Genomic DNA, 13,751 nt, shown 5'->3' with positions numbered 1-13,751 from the left:
AGACAGCTCCCGGGACGCGCCCTGGCTCTTCGCCGTACTGCTCCCGCTCCTGGTGGCCGTCGTCGTCGCGACGATCGCCGACTCCGGTCTGGACGCGAAGGCGGTCGCCATGCTCGGCGTACTGGCCGCCGTCGGCGCCGCGCTGCGCCCCCTCGGCGCGGGGACGGCGGGCCTGGAGCCGATGTTCTTCCTGATGGTGCTGAGCGGCCGGGTGCTGGGTCCCGGTTTCGGCTTCGTCCTCGGCTCGGTCACCATGTTCGCCTCCGCGCTGCTGACGGGCGGCGTCGGGCCGTGGATGCCGTTCCAGATGCTGTCGATGGGCTGGTTCACGATGGGCGCCGGCCTGCTGCCGGGCCCGGACCGGCTGCGCGGGCGCGGCGAGTCGCTGATGCTCGCGGCGTACGGGGCCGTCGCCGCCTTCGCGTACGGCACGATCATGAATCTTCAGGGCTGGACCTACATCGGTGGCCTGTCGTCCGGGATCTCGTTCCGGCCGGGCGACCCGGTCCACGAGAACCTGGTGCGCTTCCTCGCGTACTGCGCGGCGACGTCGTTCGGCTGGGACCTGGGGCGTGCGGTGCTCACCGTCGTACTGACACTGACGATCGGCGCCACGGTGCTCAAGGCACTGCGCCGGGCGACGCGGCGGGCGGCGTTCGACGCGGAGGCCACGTTCGAGGAACCGACCGCGGCCACGGACGGCGGCGCCCCTTCCGCCTACGACGCCGACTCGGGGGCCGGGGCCGGTGCCGGCTCCGGGGCCGGCTCAGGGGCCGGTCCCAACTCCAGCTCCCCCACCGTCTCGCCGCCGCTCGTCTCCCCCGTCAGCCGGAACCCGAGCCCCAAGTAGAAGCGTTCGGGCCCGTCCTCGCCGGGCTCCCAGGTCGCGGTCAGCCGGGTGCCGCCACGGCGGCGGATCTCGGCACCCACGGACTCGACCGCGAAGCGGCCGTAGCCACTCCCCTGTTCACCGGCCGCGATGTTGAGGCGCCACAGTCCCGAGCGGATGTCCCTGCCCGTGCCGTCACCCGCGAAGTCGATGTCGAGGAAGGCCATCAGGAAGCCGACGACCCGGTCGCCGTCGACGATGAGACGGGGCCAGGCGGTGTCCTGGTGGACGTACGCCTCGGCGAGGGACTTCATGACCGGGGCGACCAGATGCTCCTGGTCGGGACGGACCCTCACGCCGGTCGCGGCGTCGAGGTTGTCGGGGGTGATCTTCTCAAGTCGGAGCGTGGTCGTCGTCATACGGAAACGATAGAACTCCGGATCAACTGATTTATCGCGCCGCCGACTTCGTGCTCCCGTCGTCCCGCAACTCCTGCGCGGTCGTGTCGCCGGACCCGTTCCCGCCCGAGCCGGATCCGCCCGAGTCCTTCCCGTCGTCCGAGCCCGAATCCGCGCCCTCCGCGCCCTCCGCCCCCTCCGCAGCCTTCCGCCAAGGCATCAGCGGCGCCGCCGGCGCCACCCCCTGGAGCCGGCGCGGCCCCGCCAGGACGTATGTGAGGGTGAAGCCCACGCCCACGACCACCGCTCCGCCCGCCGCGTCCAGCACCCAGTGGTTGGCGGTGGCGACGATCGCGCAGACCGTGAACAGCGGGTGCAGCAGCCCCAGGAGCTTCATCCACAGCTTGGGCGCGAGCAGCACGATCACGATCCCGCACCACAGCGACCAGCCGAAGTGCAGCGACGGCATCGCCGCGTACTGGTTGGTGATGGTGGTCATCGGGCCGTAGTCGGGGTTGGCGAGGTCCTGCGGACCGTGCACGGTGTCGATGTAGTCGAGGCCCGGCATCAGGCGCGGCGGCGCGAGCGGGTAGAGCCAGAAGCCGAGCAGCGCGAGCAGCGTGGCGAAGGCGAGCGAGGCGCGCGCCCAGCGGTAGTCGGCGGGCCGCCGTACATACAGGACGGCGAGGATGGCGAGCGGCACCACGAAGTGGAACGACGTGTAGTAGAAGTCGAAGAATCCTTCCGCCCACTCCGCCTTCACCACCGCGTGGTTGACCCACCGCTCGATGTCGATGCCAAGGGCTTCCTCGACGGCGATGACCTGGTGCGCGTGCGACTCGGCGGCCTCGCGCCCGCCGGTGGCGGCGGCCCGGATGTGCGAGTAGACGGAGTAGCCGACGCGAATGGCGAGCAGTTCGAGCAGCAGGTTAGGCCGGCTGACGAGCCGCCGCCAGAACGGCGCGAGCGGGACATGTCTCCAGCGCGCGGCGACGGGCTTCGCGTACGTGGTCGGGATCGGCCGCGCGAAGAACGGCGAGGTACGCGTCAGGAACGGTACGGCGCAGGCGGCGGCCAGGGCCGTGATCAGCAGCACGTTGTCCCGCACGGGGTGCAGGAGCGTCATGTTGGGCAGCATCATCCTGCCCGGCAGCGTCATGACTATCACCACGACCACCGGCCACACGGGCCGGTCACCGGCCCGCTCGCCGACCCGGCCGACGAGCGCGAGCAGCACCCACACCAGCTGGTGCTGCCAGGCGGTGGGCGAGACGGCGACGGCGACACAGCCGGTGACGGCGACGGCCAGCAGCAGCTGTCCGTCCAGGGCGTAGCGCGCCGCGCGGCGCAGCCCGACGAAGCAGACGGCGGCTGCCAGCACGACGAACAGCGCGATCTCCAGCGGCCCTTCGAGGCCGAGCCGCAGCAGCGCGCCGTGCAGGGACTGGTTGGCGAGGCTGTCGGGGCTCTCGCCGAGGCCCGCGCCCGCGAGATGGCGCGTGACGTACGTCCACGAGTCGCTCGGCATCGCCACCCAGGCGACGGCCGTGCAGACGGCGAAGGTGCCGACCGTGGTGAGGGCCTGGCGTCTGCGGCCGGTCAGCCAGAGCAGCGGGGCGAACAGCAGCACGGCGGGCTGGAGGGCGGCGCCGAGACCGATGAGGATGCCGGGACCGGGTTCACCCCGGTCGCCGCGCAGGAGGAAGAATCCGAGCAGGACCAGAAGCACCGGGATTATGCTCGTCTGGCCCAGGTGGAAGCTGTTGCGGACCGGCAGGGACAGCATGAGCAGGCTGATCGCGACCGGCGCGGCAAGCAGACGCGTACGGCGTGAAACCGTGCCCGGCAGGGCGCGCGCCGCGACGAGCCCGAGGGCGACGACGAGCAGCAGCGTGCCGAGTGTCCAGGCGACCCCGAGGGCCTGTTCGGCGGCCCGTCCCAGTGGTTTGAGCACCAGGCCGGCGAAGGGTGTGCCGGTGAACTTGCCGCTCTCGTACAGCGAGCCCGACACGTGCAGTACGCCGTTCTCCCCGATCCAGGTCTCCAGATCGAGCAGCCGCTCGCCGGGTGGCAGCCGCAGGACGGCCACCGCCTGCCGTACGGCGAGACCGGCCGCCAGCGCCCAGAGCACGGCGCGCGCCGCCCCGTAGCCGTTCCCCGCTGCCCCGAATCCGCTCCCTGCCGCCGTACTGCCCCGCACACCCTGCTCCGCATTCGCCACGCCGCGCCGACCCTCCGCTTCCAACCCTCGACCCTGGGTCATGAGCCTCGCATTCCCCCACTGTGGAGACTCAGGCAACCCCCTCTTCGCCTGAGTGTCATCCCTCTTTTGTCCAAATGCCGATGAAAGCACCGATGACACCACGGCCGGCACCAGGAACCGGACCGGTGGGCAGGGCCGTCTGAGGCGTTGGGTTGACGCGCCGGGACGGCGCGACGCGACGCGGCACGGGTTTCGGGAGGGTACGGGGGATGCGGAAGGCTCAACGGGCGTCTCTCGTGGTGTGCGCCTTGCTGTTGACACAACTCGGGTCGCTGATCGCACCGGCGTACGCGTGCGGCTGCGGCGCGATGGTGCCCGGCCCGCAGTCCACGATCGGCGTCGACAGGGAGACGTCGGTGGTCCGTTGGGACGGCGCGACCGAGCAGATCGTGATGCGTTTCACGGTGCGCGGGAACGCGCCGGAGGCCGCGTGGATCATGCCGGTGCCGAGTCGGGCGAAGGTGGAACTGGGCGATCCGGATCTCTTCTCCGAGCTCGACGACCTCACGGCGCCGGAGTTCCGCACGCGTTACTACTTCTGGCCGCGCTCTGCCGACTGGCCGTTCGCCTCGGACGTCGACGGCCTGTCGGCCGCCGGGCCGCTGCCGGGCTCCACGGCGCCCCCGGTCGGTGTCGTCGGCCGCGAACGCCTCGGCGACTTCGACGTGGCCCGCCTGACGGCGACGGACCCGGACGCGCTGCGGGACTGGCTGGACACGAACGGCTTCGACCTGCCGCCCGACCTCACGACGGGGCTCCAGCCGTACGTGGACCGGGAGTGGGAGTACGTGGCGGTGCGGCTGGCCCCGGAGGACGCGGGCGCCACACTGCGCGGGACGCTCGACCCACTGCGGCTGAGCTTCGCCAGCGACCGGCTGATCTACCCGATGCGGCTCTCCCGCCTGGCGGACCGGCCGCAGTCGCTGGGCCTGTACGTACTGGCCGACCACCGGATGGAACCGCGCACGTCGATCGGCGGGGACGAGCCGGAAGTACGTTTCGCGGACCGGGTCTCGGCCGAGGACTCACCGGCGGTGAGCGAACTGGTGGGCGCGGATGCCGGTCCGGCCTTCCTCACGGCGATCGACCAGCACTTCCCCCGCCCCGAACGCATCGACGCGGACCACGAGTTGCGGGCGACAGCGGCGGACACGCCGTACCAGCAGGTGTTCTACGACGACGAACTGCGCATGTTCGCGGGCGTCCCGGCGTGGCTGGCAACCGTGGGGGGTGTGTTCGTGGTGCTGATGCTTCTGGTGGTGGGCGGGGCGGTGCTGCGGGTCCGCCGCCGGTCTCACTGAACGCGCTGAGGGTACGACTACGTCGCCCGCACGTGCCGCACGAAGGCGTGCCAGCCGTCGGGCGAAACGGTGAGCACGGGCCCGTCGGCGAGCTTGCTGTCCCGAACCGGAACGACGCCGTGGGCCACGGCGAAGGCCGGCGACCATTCGACGCAGTTGCCGCCCTCAGGGCTGCTGTACGTGGACTTGACCCAACTCTCGGGCGCCGGAGTGACGTTCACATCGCCGCCACGAAGGCACGCCAGCCCTCGGGCGAAACGGTGAGCACGGGCCCGTCGGCGAGCTTGCTGTCCCGAACCGGGACGACGCCGTGCACCTCCGCGAAGGTGGGCGACCACTCGACGCAGTTGCCACCTTCAGCACTGCTGTACGTGGACTTGACCCAACCCTCGACCACCGGGGTGCGGTTCACAACGCCGCCACGAAGGCACGCCAACCTGCGGACGAAACCCTGAGCACAGGACCGTCAGTGAGCTTGCTGTCCCGCACCGGAACGACGCCGTGCACCTCGGCAATGGTGGGCGACCACTCGACGCAGTTGCCGCCGTCCTGTCCGCTGTATGTCGACTTCACCCAACCATGCTGCGGGATGACCGATGTGGTCATGATGCCTCCATGAGTTCACGGATCAAGTCTGCGGACGCGGCCGGTGACAGAGCTGATGCTGTCAGCACATCGTAGGCCCGCTCCAAGTCCCGTACCACAGCCAATTCGTCAGTGATCGTAGCGGACCGAACTCCCTCGGCGTAGACGATAGACGTCCCGTCAGGACTGGTCAGGACCGACATCGCGCCATCCATGAGACCGTGCGTCGCGGCGTGCAGGGGTAGCACCTGAAGCACGTTGGTATGCAGGGCCCCTCGCGCGAGGAGAACCCCGAGCTGCTCCCGCATCACTTCCCGGCCACCGACGTTGCGCTGGAGCACCGACTCACAGACGACAACTGACAAGTAGGGCGGGCTGCTTCCCTTCAGTACGTCCTGGCGAGACATCCGAGCCCCAACCATCGTCGCGATCTCCCGCTCGCTGGCCCGGAGATCGCCGTTCCTCAGCAGTTCTCGCGCGTAGGCCGGAGTCTGGAGCAATCCAGGGACAACAGTTGGCGACCACTCGATGATCTTGACTGCGCGCAGCTCCACCTCCATCCGGCGTCGCGAATGCGCGGGAAAGTCGTCCGCCCGCGACTTCTCGTACAGAGACTTGAACAGCCCGTCCGTGTCGAATACCTGGTCGAACAGCGGCGGAAGGTTGCTGGGGATCGGACCCTCCCCGCGCTCCAGGCGGGAAATCGTGGACGCGGAAGTGCGCACCTCTCGTGCGAGTTGCTTCTGCGTCCATCTGCCTGCCGGGCGTAACTCGCGTGCGTCGCGCAGGGCCTCGCCGAACTGCTGCCGGGGACTGGTCATCGCAATTGCCCACCTTCCGTCAACTTCCCGCTGACGCCACGAAGAATTCCGCCGCAACCAACGCCCCGGTAAATCGCGCTGGCCATGACATCAGCGCAGATCAGGGCGGCCTGCATATGCCGTTGCAACCAGAGCGCAGGTTGAACCGCGATTGCCTTCCAAAGGTACAGCCCACCGTCGCACTCTGAGCACCACCGATCACTCCCCGTAGAAGGGTGCGACGTGGACCCAGATCCCCCTGCCCCAGACGACCGACTCACCGTCCTCGTAGAGGAAGGCCACTTCTACCGCCTCCGCCCCCACACCCCGCCCGCCGCAGGCGAATACGCGCTGGTGACGGCCGACCTCCTCCAACGCGTTCTCCACGGACTGAAAGGGCTGCCGGAATGACCCGCAGCGAATCGCGCCAATTCCTTTCCCAGCTCTCCGAAGCCACCGGCGTGGACGGCGTCGTCGTGGTCCGGAAACTCGAACCGGGCGCGGAAGGGGCCGACTTGAGCCCCGGCTCCGTACTCAGCTGGCCGCCGTGCGAATGCGGGCACCCCAAGTGCCCGGACTACGAGCCCGGTTCGGCCGCCGAGGAACTCCGCTCCCGCGTGGCCGAGAGAAACCGGCTCAGCCGGCGCGACGACGGGGCGTGAGGCCGCGCGCCACGACGCCGGGGGCAGGTACCCGATCGGTACCTGCCCCCGGCGTGGACGGTTCAACGGCGCGTTACTCCCCCGCCACCGGCCCGCGCGGCGCGCTCGCCTGCCAGGCCGTGAACAGGGGCACCTCGCCCGTGCCGTCCAGGACCACCACGCCGAACGGCCGGTCGAAGGCGACCGGCACCACGCGTGGCGGCCGGGCCGCCCCCGCCGCCCGCATCACGATCGCCGTCACCGCCGCCGCCTCGACGCCCAGTTCGGCGACCTTCACCACCGCCTCCTGCACGACCTTCTCGATCTTGAGCCGTTCCGGCGACAGCCCGGAGAAATCTGCGGCGTCACTCGTCGCGTACGTGACCCCAAGCGCCGCCAGTTGGGGCGCGATCTCGGTCGTCGTACGGAGTTCGAGCCGCGGCAGCGCCAGGCTGATCATCTCGGTGTCGATCGGGGCGCGGCGCGACTCGGGCGCCCACCCGGCGGGCAGGACGTCCGCCGCCCTCGCCCCTTCCTCGCCCAGCACGAACCGCACGCGCACCGCGGACATCCCGCCCTCGCAGCGCAGTTCGACCACGTGCGCGCCGTCCACCGTCCACCCGGAGGCGGCACCGAGGTGCTGGTGCATGGTCGGCACGTCACATACCGATCCGGCGGCGTCCGTGAAGGGCCGGGCGACAGTGGCTCTCGCCTCGAAGGGCACGTACCAACGCGCCTTCAGCGCGAGGACGTTGACGAGCGCGAGCAGCGAGTCCTCGTCGATGTCCGCCGGCAGTTTCTCGATCAGACCGCCCGTCGCCTCCCGTACCCAGGCGTCGATCTCGGCGGGATCCAGGTGCCCGAAGCCGATGTCGGGAAGCGCTTCCCGGTACGCGCGGTAGACCGGTACGCGGCTCCATACCCGGGTGGCCACGCCCAGTTGCCCGGTCCGGGCGAGCGCGCGGGCGCTGTCGGTGACGGCCCCGGCGACATCCGCCCCGCCCAGCCCCAGCAACGCCTCCAGCTCACCGGACGTCTCGCCCCGCGCCCCGGCGGTCACCGCGCCGAGTGCCAGCCACAACCCGGCGGGGGAACAGACGAAGTCGCCGTCCACACCCGGCCGTTCACCCTCACCCCGCACCCGCAGCCACCGCTCGGCGAGTGTCCGCATCGCCCCGGCATACGTCGTCAGTCCTGTCGCCTGTCCCATGCGGTGAGCGTACGACGGGCCCGGCGCGGCGCCAGAACGCCGATCGCGCCGATGAGTGGCTACACCTCGGGAAGGGAGGGATCGGGCGTCCAGGGAGACGGTGCGGTGACGGCCCAACGTTCGTGGTCGCGCCAGGCCCCGTCGATGTAGAGGTAGGCGGGCGACAGACCTTCGTACCGAAAGCCCAGGCGCTGGACCAGGGCCAGAGACGCCTTGTTCGCCGGCTGGATGTTCGCCTCCAGCCGGTGGAGCCGCAGGTTGTCGAAGGCGTGCCGCAGGGCGACGGTGAGCCCTTCGGCCAGGTAACCCCGCCTCGCGGACGGGGCGAAGGCCGCGTAGCCGAGGGACGCGCCCTGATAGCGGCCCCGGATGACCGAGTTGATGTTGATCATGCCGGCGGCCGCACCGGTCTCCTGAACGCGGATCACGAAGCCCCGGTTGGTGCCGTCCTCGAAACGGCGCATCCAGCCCTGGAACTCCGCCGCGGTCGCGGGCAGCTGTATCCAGGGCGTATGGAGCTCGGTACTGGCCCTCACGAGCGAGCAGAACTCATCCTGGTCGGCGAGGGTGAGCGGGCACAGTTCGACCCGTGACGGCAGAGTGGACATGGGCCAATGCTAGGACCCTCTTCCGAACAGGAAATCGCATCAGCGATCCTCTTCTGAACCACTCCCCAGGCCCCACGAAAACCACGAAACAACGAGGACGACCGCGTCCCAACGCGGCCGTCCCCGAGTTCTCGGGTCCCCGGACCCTCAGGTCCTCAGGTTCTCAGATCCGGAGCAGCCGCTCCGTGACCTCGCGGTAGCTCCGCAGCGCGAGCCGCAGATCCTCCGTGTCGGCCGCCGATTCGCCGCTCTTGTTCCCGCGTGCGTCCCAGCTGTCGCGCAGGGTGCGGGGCTGTTCGGCGAGGGCCGTCGTGAGGCGCTTGGCCGCCTCCTCCAGTACGCCGGCCGCGTCCTCGACCGAGCGCCTGGGCCCGTCGACGAAGGTGGACAGCGCTTCCTGGAGGCGCAGGTTCAGCTTGTCGCACTCGTCCTGGGGGATCAGCCGGGGCGTCTGCGCGGGGGTGGCCTCCGGCGTCCGGCCGGGCACGGTCTCACGCGCCGGTGAGGTCTCACGCGCCGACGGGGTCGTGACCGCGGACGTAGTGGACCCGGAGGACGCCGTGGACCCGGAGGACGCCGGCGTACTCGGCGTGCTCCTGGGCGTCGCGGCGGACGCGGGCACCGGGTGCACGGGGTCCTGGACCGGGCCCGCGAGCGGGTCCCTGTCCGGCTCCTCGCGCGGCTCCTTCTCCGTCGCACGGGCTGTCCCGCGCGGCGTCGAGGGCGGTGTGGCGGGCGGGATCATGGGCGCTGCCGTGGGCCGCGCGGGCCTGGCGGCGTCGCCGCCCGCAGCGGCGGCGGTCTCCGACTCGGACAGCGGCACGACGGGCGTCGCGGGCTTGCTCCCGCGCTCACTCCTGAGCGCCCGCTCCGCCTTGCCGGTCTTCGTCTGCTGCTCCTGCTCGCGCTTCTGCTCGTGCTTCCGCTCGGGGTCGTACGGGTCGTACGTCATCACACGCCACTTCCTTTGGGGCTCAGTGCGGGATTCCGGCCGGGGATGCCCGGACGGTGCCGGGGGCTGTCCTCCTTGGAGTCCAGGACCAGCCGCTCGAAGAGCCGACGCGCCTCGACCATCGCCTCGCGCAGTTCCTCGGTACTCGCGCCCCGGCCCTCTTCCGAGGCCGCGTGGCGCACCCTTCGGTAGCCGTCCACCTCGTGCGCGTGGTGCACGGAGAGGGCGTCGAGGTGTTCGGTGGGCTGCTCGGCGTCCGGGAAACCCCGGTCCGATGCCAGCCGGGAGATCAGCTTGTCGGCCTCGACGACGGCCTGTCGCGGGGAGTCGACGAAACGCTCCTGGAGACCGGCCCAGTGGGCGACGTACTGGTCGCGCGCCTCGGCGGGCAGCGGATTCGGACGCAGATCGCCGTGGTGCTTGACCCGCTCGGCCAACTCGTCCTCGGCGGCCTTGACATCACCGTGGTGCCGGTTGACGGCACGCTCGTACTCGGGGCCGAAGCGCCGCTTCAGCCCGCCACGTCCGCCGACTTTGCCGGTCCTGTGGAGGACGGCGGCGACAGCGACGGCGATCACCACGATCAGCGCGACGACGATCAGGACAGTGGACATGGTTGCCTTCCTGGATTCGACTCGTGTCTGGTGAAAGGGCGCCTCACGGAATCGGGTTGCCCGGAATCGGCCGGCCAAACAGCGCGGCACCGGGATAGAAAGATGACCATGAACTGGATCGTCCGCCCCGAGTCCTTCGGCACCTCCGACGCCACCCGGCTGCGCCGCGACTACTACGCCGAGGTCGCGAGCCGCTACTGGCACCGCCCGGCGACGGCGGCGGAGATCGACGAGGGCCTCGCGGACGACCCGCCCGACCAACTCACTTTCCCCACCGGTGAGTTCGTCGTCGGGCGGTACGAAGGCGTGCCCCGGTCGTGCGGCGGTCTACTGCTGCTGGACGGCCCCGGGCCGCGTACGGCCGAGCTGACACGGGTGTACGTCCGCCCCGCCGTACGCGGCACGGGCGGCGGTCGCGCGCTGCTCACGGCCCTGGAGTCGGCGGCCCGCCGGCTCGGCGCGACGCGGATCGTGCTCGACACCCGGCTCGACCTCGTGGAGGCGCGGGGGCTGTACGCCGCGTGCGGATACGCGGAGATCCCGGCCTACAACGAAGGTCTCTACCGGGAGATCTGGTTCGGCAAGAACCTCACGGACGCGCCGTGACCGGACGAAGGCCGAAGACTCACAACGAGTGATCGCCGCGCGGCTCCGCGCCGTTGGGCCGTTCCGCGTCCGATCCGCAGAACTCGGCGCTCAACTCCCGTACCAGCTCGATCAGATCGGTCGGCCGGTCCGGTCCCCACCAGTCGCCCAGCATCTCGGCCAGCGACTCCTCCCGCGCCCGTGCCAGCACCGTCGCCACCTCCAGGCCGTGCTCGGTGAGGACCAGCCCCAGGCCCTCGCGGCGGGCCAGGCCGCGCTCCTCGATCTGCCGGGTCGCGTCGTTGATGACCGGCAGCGGTACGGGCGTGGTGTCGGCGAGGCGGCCGGGCTCGACCACGCCGTGGCGTCTGACGCGCAGCAGCATCCAACTGGCCGCCGGGAGCAGGTCGTACCCCGACCGCTCGGTGATCTTCTCGTAGATGTGCCGGCGCCCCTCGCGGGTGCCGAGTACGGACAGCGCGCGGGCGCACTCGTCGCGCGAGGAGCGTTCGACCGGGTTGCTGGCCAGGGTCTCGCTGACCTCGGGGGCGGTCACCGAGCCGCGCAGCTTGTCCTCCTTGAGGAACCAGGCGACGACGAAGGCCACCAGGACGACGGGCACGGCGAAGAGGAAGACGTCGGTGATGGACGTCGAGTACGCGTTGAGCACCCCGGCCCGCATCGGTGGCGGCAGGCTCCCCACGGAGCGCGGGTCGGACGCGAGTCCTCCCGGCGTCACGCCCGGCGGCAGCCGCTGCCCGGCGAGGGAGTCGGTGAGCTTGTTCCGCAGCAGATTGTTGAAGATCGTGCCGAAGATGGCGACGCCGAACGAGGCGCCGATGGAGCGGAAGAAGGTCGCGCCGGAGGTGGCGACGCCCAGGTCCTCGTAACGGACGGAGTTCTGCGCGACCAGCACGAGCACCTGCATGACGAGTCCGAGACCGGCGCCGAAGACGAAGAAGTACGCGCTCATCTCCCAGGTGCCGCTGCTCACCTTCAGCTGGTGGAGCAGCAGCAGTCCGATCGCGATGATGCCCGTGCCGGCGATCGGGAAGACCTTCCAGCGGCCGGTACGGCTGACGATCTGGCCCGACACGGTGGAGGTGATCAGCAGCCCGAACACCATCGGCAGCATGTGCACGCCGGACAGGGTGGGGGACACGCCCTGCACGATCTGGAGGAACGTCGGCAGATAGGTCATGGCCCCGAACATGGCGAACCCGACGATGAAGCTGATGACGCAGACGAGCGCGAAGGTCCTGATACGGAAGAGGCTGAGGGGCAGTACGGGCTCGGCGGCCCGCCGCTCCACCCGGATGAAGCAGACCAGCAGGATCACGGCGAGGACGGCGAGGCCGATGATCTGGGCGGAACCCCAGGCCCAGGTGGTGCCGCCGAGCGAGGCGACGAGGACCAGGCAGGTGGCGACGGAGGCGATGAGGAAGGTGCCGAGGTAGTCGATGGTGTGCTTGGTCGAGCGCACCGGGATGTGCAGGACGGCCGCGATGACGGCCAGGGCGACGACACCGACGGGCAGGTTGATGTAGAAGACCCAGCGCCAGCTCAGATGCTGGGTGAACAGTCCGCCGAGCAGCGGGCCCAGGACGCTGGTGGCACCGAAGACGGCGCCGAACAGGCCCTGGTACTTGCCTCGTTCGCGCGGCGAGACGATGTCGCCGACGATGGCCATCGACAGCACGATGAGCCCACCGCCGCCGAGGCCCTGGAGGGCGCGGAAGATGATCAGCTCGGCCATGCTCTGCGAGATGCCGCAGAGGGCCGAGCCGATCAGGAAGATGACGATGGCCGCCTGGAAGAGCTTCTTTCGGCCGTACTGGTCGCCGAGCTTTCCCCACAGGGGCGTGGCGGCGGTCGAGGCCAGCAGATACGCGGTGACGACCCAGGACAGATGGTCGAGGCCGCCGAGGTCGCTGGCGATGGTGGGCAGCGCGGTGGAGACGATGGTCTGGTCGAGCGCGGCGAGCAGGAGGCCGAGCAGCAGGGCGCCGATCGAGACGAAGATGGTCCGCCGGTTCTGGCCATCGCCGGGGACCGGACTCGTGGGCGGGGTGCTCACTTCCTGAGCCATCGGCATCTCCTCGGGTCTGCGCCTGCCCCCATCCTGATTGTTCCGTTGACTTATGGCCTGTTATGTCCTGCCGAACGCGGCCGGCGGACGGAGCGCGCCCCTCGTCCGCCGGAAGGCGGACCGGTCCCCCGTCCGACGGCGCGGAGCCGGGCTGCATAATCGCTGACAGTTCAAGGGAGGGGACCCACATTGACCGGACAGCTCTGTCCCGAATGCGGTGTGCCGCGGGACGAGTACGGCCGACCGGGCGCCGGCTGCGACTGCTCGGAGCGGGCGGCGATAGCGGCGGCCGAGGACTTCGACCCGCTGCGGATACGGCCGTACGTGGCCTTGCCGGACCCGAACGGGGCCGCACCGCCCATTGCGCCACCACCACCGCCGTACGCGGGCGGCGACCGGTCGGAGGGCACCGACCCGGCCGAGACGATGCGTTTGACGCTGCCGGGGCTTCGGACGACGGCGCCGGTCGCGGCGGCGGATCCGGAACGGACGGGCGGGCGCAGGACGTTCGCGATGGCGGCGCTGGCGGCGGCGGCCGTGGCGGTGATCGGTACGGCGTCGTTCGCCGGGGGGCTGTTCACCGGGGACGACGGGGGTGACGACGGGACGTCCGAGCTGAACTCGGGGCTGCCGACGGCGAGTGCGCGGCCGGATCCGTCGGCGTCCGAATCCGTGTCCGCGTCCACGTCCGCCTCGAAGCCGGGATCGGCTGTTGCTTCGACTTCCGCGTCGGCTTCGGCTTCGGCGGTCGCGTCCGCGCCGGAGCCGACCACGAGCGGGCCGCCGTCACCGACCGCGGAGCCCGGCGCGCCGAGCAAGCCCTCGGCGAAGGCGCCGCGGCCGGACGGCACGGCGACGACGCGGGGGGCGGGAGCG

15 protein-coding genes and 2 pseudogenes are annotated in these 13,751 nt (G+C 70.7%); 4 read left to right on the top strand and 13 right to left on the bottom strand.

What is annotated here, in order from left to right:
* The coding region (locus P3L51_RS30430) for an ECF transporter S component (RefSeq protein ID WP_354608548.1) at window positions 1–850 on the top strand (850 nt) is incomplete at its 5' end.
* Here the strand turns inward: P3L51_RS30430 and P3L51_RS30425 are convergent.
* Both P3L51_RS30425 and P3L51_RS30420 read right to left on the bottom strand, forming a co-directional pair.
* A pseudogene (locus tag P3L51_RS30425) lies at window positions 781–1,248 on the bottom strand (GNAT family N-acetyltransferase); the annotation flags it as partial. The gene P3L51_RS30430 and the pseudogene P3L51_RS30425 sit on opposite strands and share 70 nt — an antisense overlap.
* Before the next feature lie 31 nt (window positions 1,249–1,279).
* Window positions 1,280–3,448: a bifunctional glycosyltransferase 87/phosphatase PAP2 family protein gene (locus tag P3L51_RS30420; RefSeq protein ID WP_354608547.1), complete on the bottom strand. Its 2,169-nt coding sequence runs from the start codon at window positions 3,446–3,448 to the stop codon at window positions 1,280–1,282.
* Between the two features lie 251 nt (window positions 3,449–3,699).
* Between P3L51_RS30420 and P3L51_RS30415 the strand changes: the two genes are divergently transcribed.
* Entirely contained in the window at window positions 3,700–4,791 is a 1,092-nt protein-coding gene (locus tag P3L51_RS30415; protein WP_354608546.1) for a DUF2330 domain-containing protein, read from the top strand.
* 17 nt (window positions 4,792–4,808) lie between these two features.
* Here the strand turns inward: P3L51_RS30415 and P3L51_RS30410 are convergent, their stop codons facing one another.
* The 5 genes from P3L51_RS30410 to P3L51_RS30390 form a co-directional block, all read right to left on the bottom strand.
* A complete protein-coding gene (locus P3L51_RS30410; protein WP_354608545.1) occupies window positions 4,809–5,012 on the bottom strand; it encodes a DUF397 domain-containing protein in 204 nt (67 codons plus the stop codon).
* Complete coding sequence (locus tag P3L51_RS30405; RefSeq protein WP_354608544.1) at window positions 5,009–5,203, bottom strand: DUF397 domain-containing protein; 195 nt, start codon at window positions 5,201–5,203, stop codon at window positions 5,009–5,011. The genes P3L51_RS30410 and P3L51_RS30405 overlap by 4 nt, the downstream gene beginning before the upstream one ends.
* Window positions 5,200–5,397, bottom strand: coding sequence for a DUF397 domain-containing protein (locus P3L51_RS30400; protein WP_354608543.1), 198 nt, complete (start codon window positions 5,395–5,397; stop codon window positions 5,200–5,202). The genes P3L51_RS30405 and P3L51_RS30400 overlap by 4 nt, the downstream gene beginning before the upstream one ends.
* On the bottom strand, window positions 5,394–6,197 hold the full coding sequence (locus P3L51_RS30395) for a helix-turn-helix domain-containing protein (protein WP_354608542.1): 804 nt from the start codon (window positions 6,195–6,197) through the stop codon (window positions 5,394–5,396). Before P3L51_RS30395 ends, P3L51_RS30400 begins: the two co-directional genes overlap by 4 nt.
* Before the next feature lie 198 nt (window positions 6,198–6,395).
* Complete coding sequence (locus P3L51_RS30390; RefSeq protein WP_354608541.1) at window positions 6,396–6,563, bottom strand: hypothetical protein; 168 nt, start codon at window positions 6,561–6,563, stop codon at window positions 6,396–6,398.
* Between the two features lie 20 nt (window positions 6,564–6,583).
* On the opposite strand from P3L51_RS30390, the gene P3L51_RS30385 reads away from it, so the two are divergent.
* Entirely contained in the window at window positions 6,584–6,838 is a 255-nt protein-coding gene (locus P3L51_RS30385) for a hypothetical protein (RefSeq protein WP_354608540.1), read from the top strand.
* Window positions 6,839–6,911: 73 nt separating this feature from the next.
* Here P3L51_RS30385 and P3L51_RS30380 read toward each other — a convergent pair whose 3' ends face one another.
* From P3L51_RS30380 to P3L51_RS30365, 4 genes are all read right to left on the bottom strand, one after another.
* Window positions 6,912–8,027 (bottom strand): serpin family protein, encoded by a 1,116-nt coding sequence (locus P3L51_RS30380; protein WP_354608539.1) that lies wholly within the window; start codon window positions 8,025–8,027, stop codon window positions 6,912–6,914.
* Window positions 8,028–8,086: 59 nt separating this feature from the next.
* Window positions 8,087–8,635 carry a GNAT family N-acetyltransferase gene (locus tag P3L51_RS30375; protein ID WP_354608538.1) on the bottom strand — a complete coding sequence of 183 codons (549 nt, stop codon included), beginning with the start codon at window positions 8,633–8,635 and terminating at the stop codon, window positions 8,087–8,089.
* 163 nt (window positions 8,636–8,798) lie between these two features.
* Window positions 8,799–9,587, bottom strand: coding sequence for a hypothetical protein (locus P3L51_RS30370; RefSeq protein ID WP_354608537.1), 789 nt, complete (start codon window positions 9,585–9,587; stop codon window positions 8,799–8,801).
* Window positions 9,587–10,201, bottom strand: coding sequence for a hypothetical protein (locus P3L51_RS30365; protein ID WP_354608536.1), 615 nt, complete (start codon window positions 10,199–10,201; stop codon window positions 9,587–9,589). The genes P3L51_RS30370 and P3L51_RS30365 overlap by 1 nt, the downstream gene beginning before the upstream one ends.
* 108 nt (window positions 10,202–10,309) lie before the next feature.
* Here P3L51_RS30365 and P3L51_RS30360 point away from each other — a divergent pair, with 108 nt between their 5' ends.
* Window positions 10,310–10,807, top strand: coding sequence for a GNAT family N-acetyltransferase (locus tag P3L51_RS30360; protein ID WP_354608535.1), 498 nt, complete (start codon window positions 10,310–10,312; stop codon window positions 10,805–10,807).
* A 19-nt stretch (window positions 10,808–10,826) separates the two neighbouring features.
* On the opposite strand, the gene P3L51_RS30355 is transcribed toward P3L51_RS30360, so the two are convergent.
* Window positions 10,827–12,875: an MDR family MFS transporter gene (locus P3L51_RS30355; protein WP_354608534.1), complete on the bottom strand. Its 2,049-nt coding sequence runs from the start codon at window positions 12,873–12,875 to the stop codon at window positions 10,827–10,829.
* 170 nt (window positions 12,876–13,045) lie between these two features.
* Window positions 13,046–13,751: pseudogene (locus P3L51_RS30350) on the bottom strand (hypothetical protein); the annotation flags it as partial.

The organism is Streptomyces panacea (genome assembly GCF_040560175.1).
Taxonomy (GTDB): Bacteria; Actinomycetota; Actinomycetes; order Streptomycetales; family Streptomycetaceae; genus Streptomyces; species Streptomyces panacea.
The sequence above is the reverse complement of the archived record's forward strand: the minus strand, read 5'-3'. Positions and strand labels throughout refer to the sequence as shown.

Excerpts from the sequence above, each read along its gene's own strand:
- P3L51_RS30415 (WP_354608546.1), top strand. The coding sequence starts at position 3,700 with ATGCGGAAGGCTCAACGGGCGTCTCTCGTGGTGTGCGCCTTGCTGTTG.
- P3L51_RS30400 (WP_354608543.1), bottom strand. The coding sequence starts at position 5,397 with ATGACCACATCGGTCATCCCGCAGCATGGTTGGGTGAAGTCGACATAC.
- P3L51_RS30395 (WP_354608542.1), bottom strand. The coding sequence starts at position 6,197 with ATGACCAGTCCCCGGCAGCAGTTCGGCGAGGCCCTGCGCGACGCACGC.
- P3L51_RS30385 (WP_354608540.1), top strand. The coding sequence starts at position 6,584 with ATGACCCGCAGCGAATCGCGCCAATTCCTTTCCCAGCTCTCCGAAGCC.
- P3L51_RS30380 (WP_354608539.1), bottom strand. The coding sequence starts at position 8,027 with ATGGGACAGGCGACAGGACTGACGACGTATGCCGGGGCGATGCGGACA.
- P3L51_RS30375 (WP_354608538.1), bottom strand. The coding sequence starts at position 8,635 with ATGTCCACTCTGCCGTCACGGGTCGAACTGTGCCCGCTCACCCTCGCC.
- P3L51_RS30370 (WP_354608537.1), bottom strand. The coding sequence starts at position 9,587 with ATGACGTACGACCCGTACGACCCCGAGCGGAAGCACGAGCAGAAGCGC.
- P3L51_RS30365 (WP_354608536.1), bottom strand. The coding sequence starts at position 10,201 with ATGTCCACTGTCCTGATCGTCGTCGCGCTGATCGTGGTGATCGCCGTC.
- P3L51_RS30360 (WP_354608535.1), top strand. The coding sequence starts at position 10,310 with ATGAACTGGATCGTCCGCCCCGAGTCCTTCGGCACCTCCGACGCCACC.
- P3L51_RS30355 (WP_354608534.1), bottom strand. The coding sequence starts at position 12,875 with ATGGCTCAGGAAGTGAGCACCCCGCCCACGAGTCCGGTCCCCGGCGAT.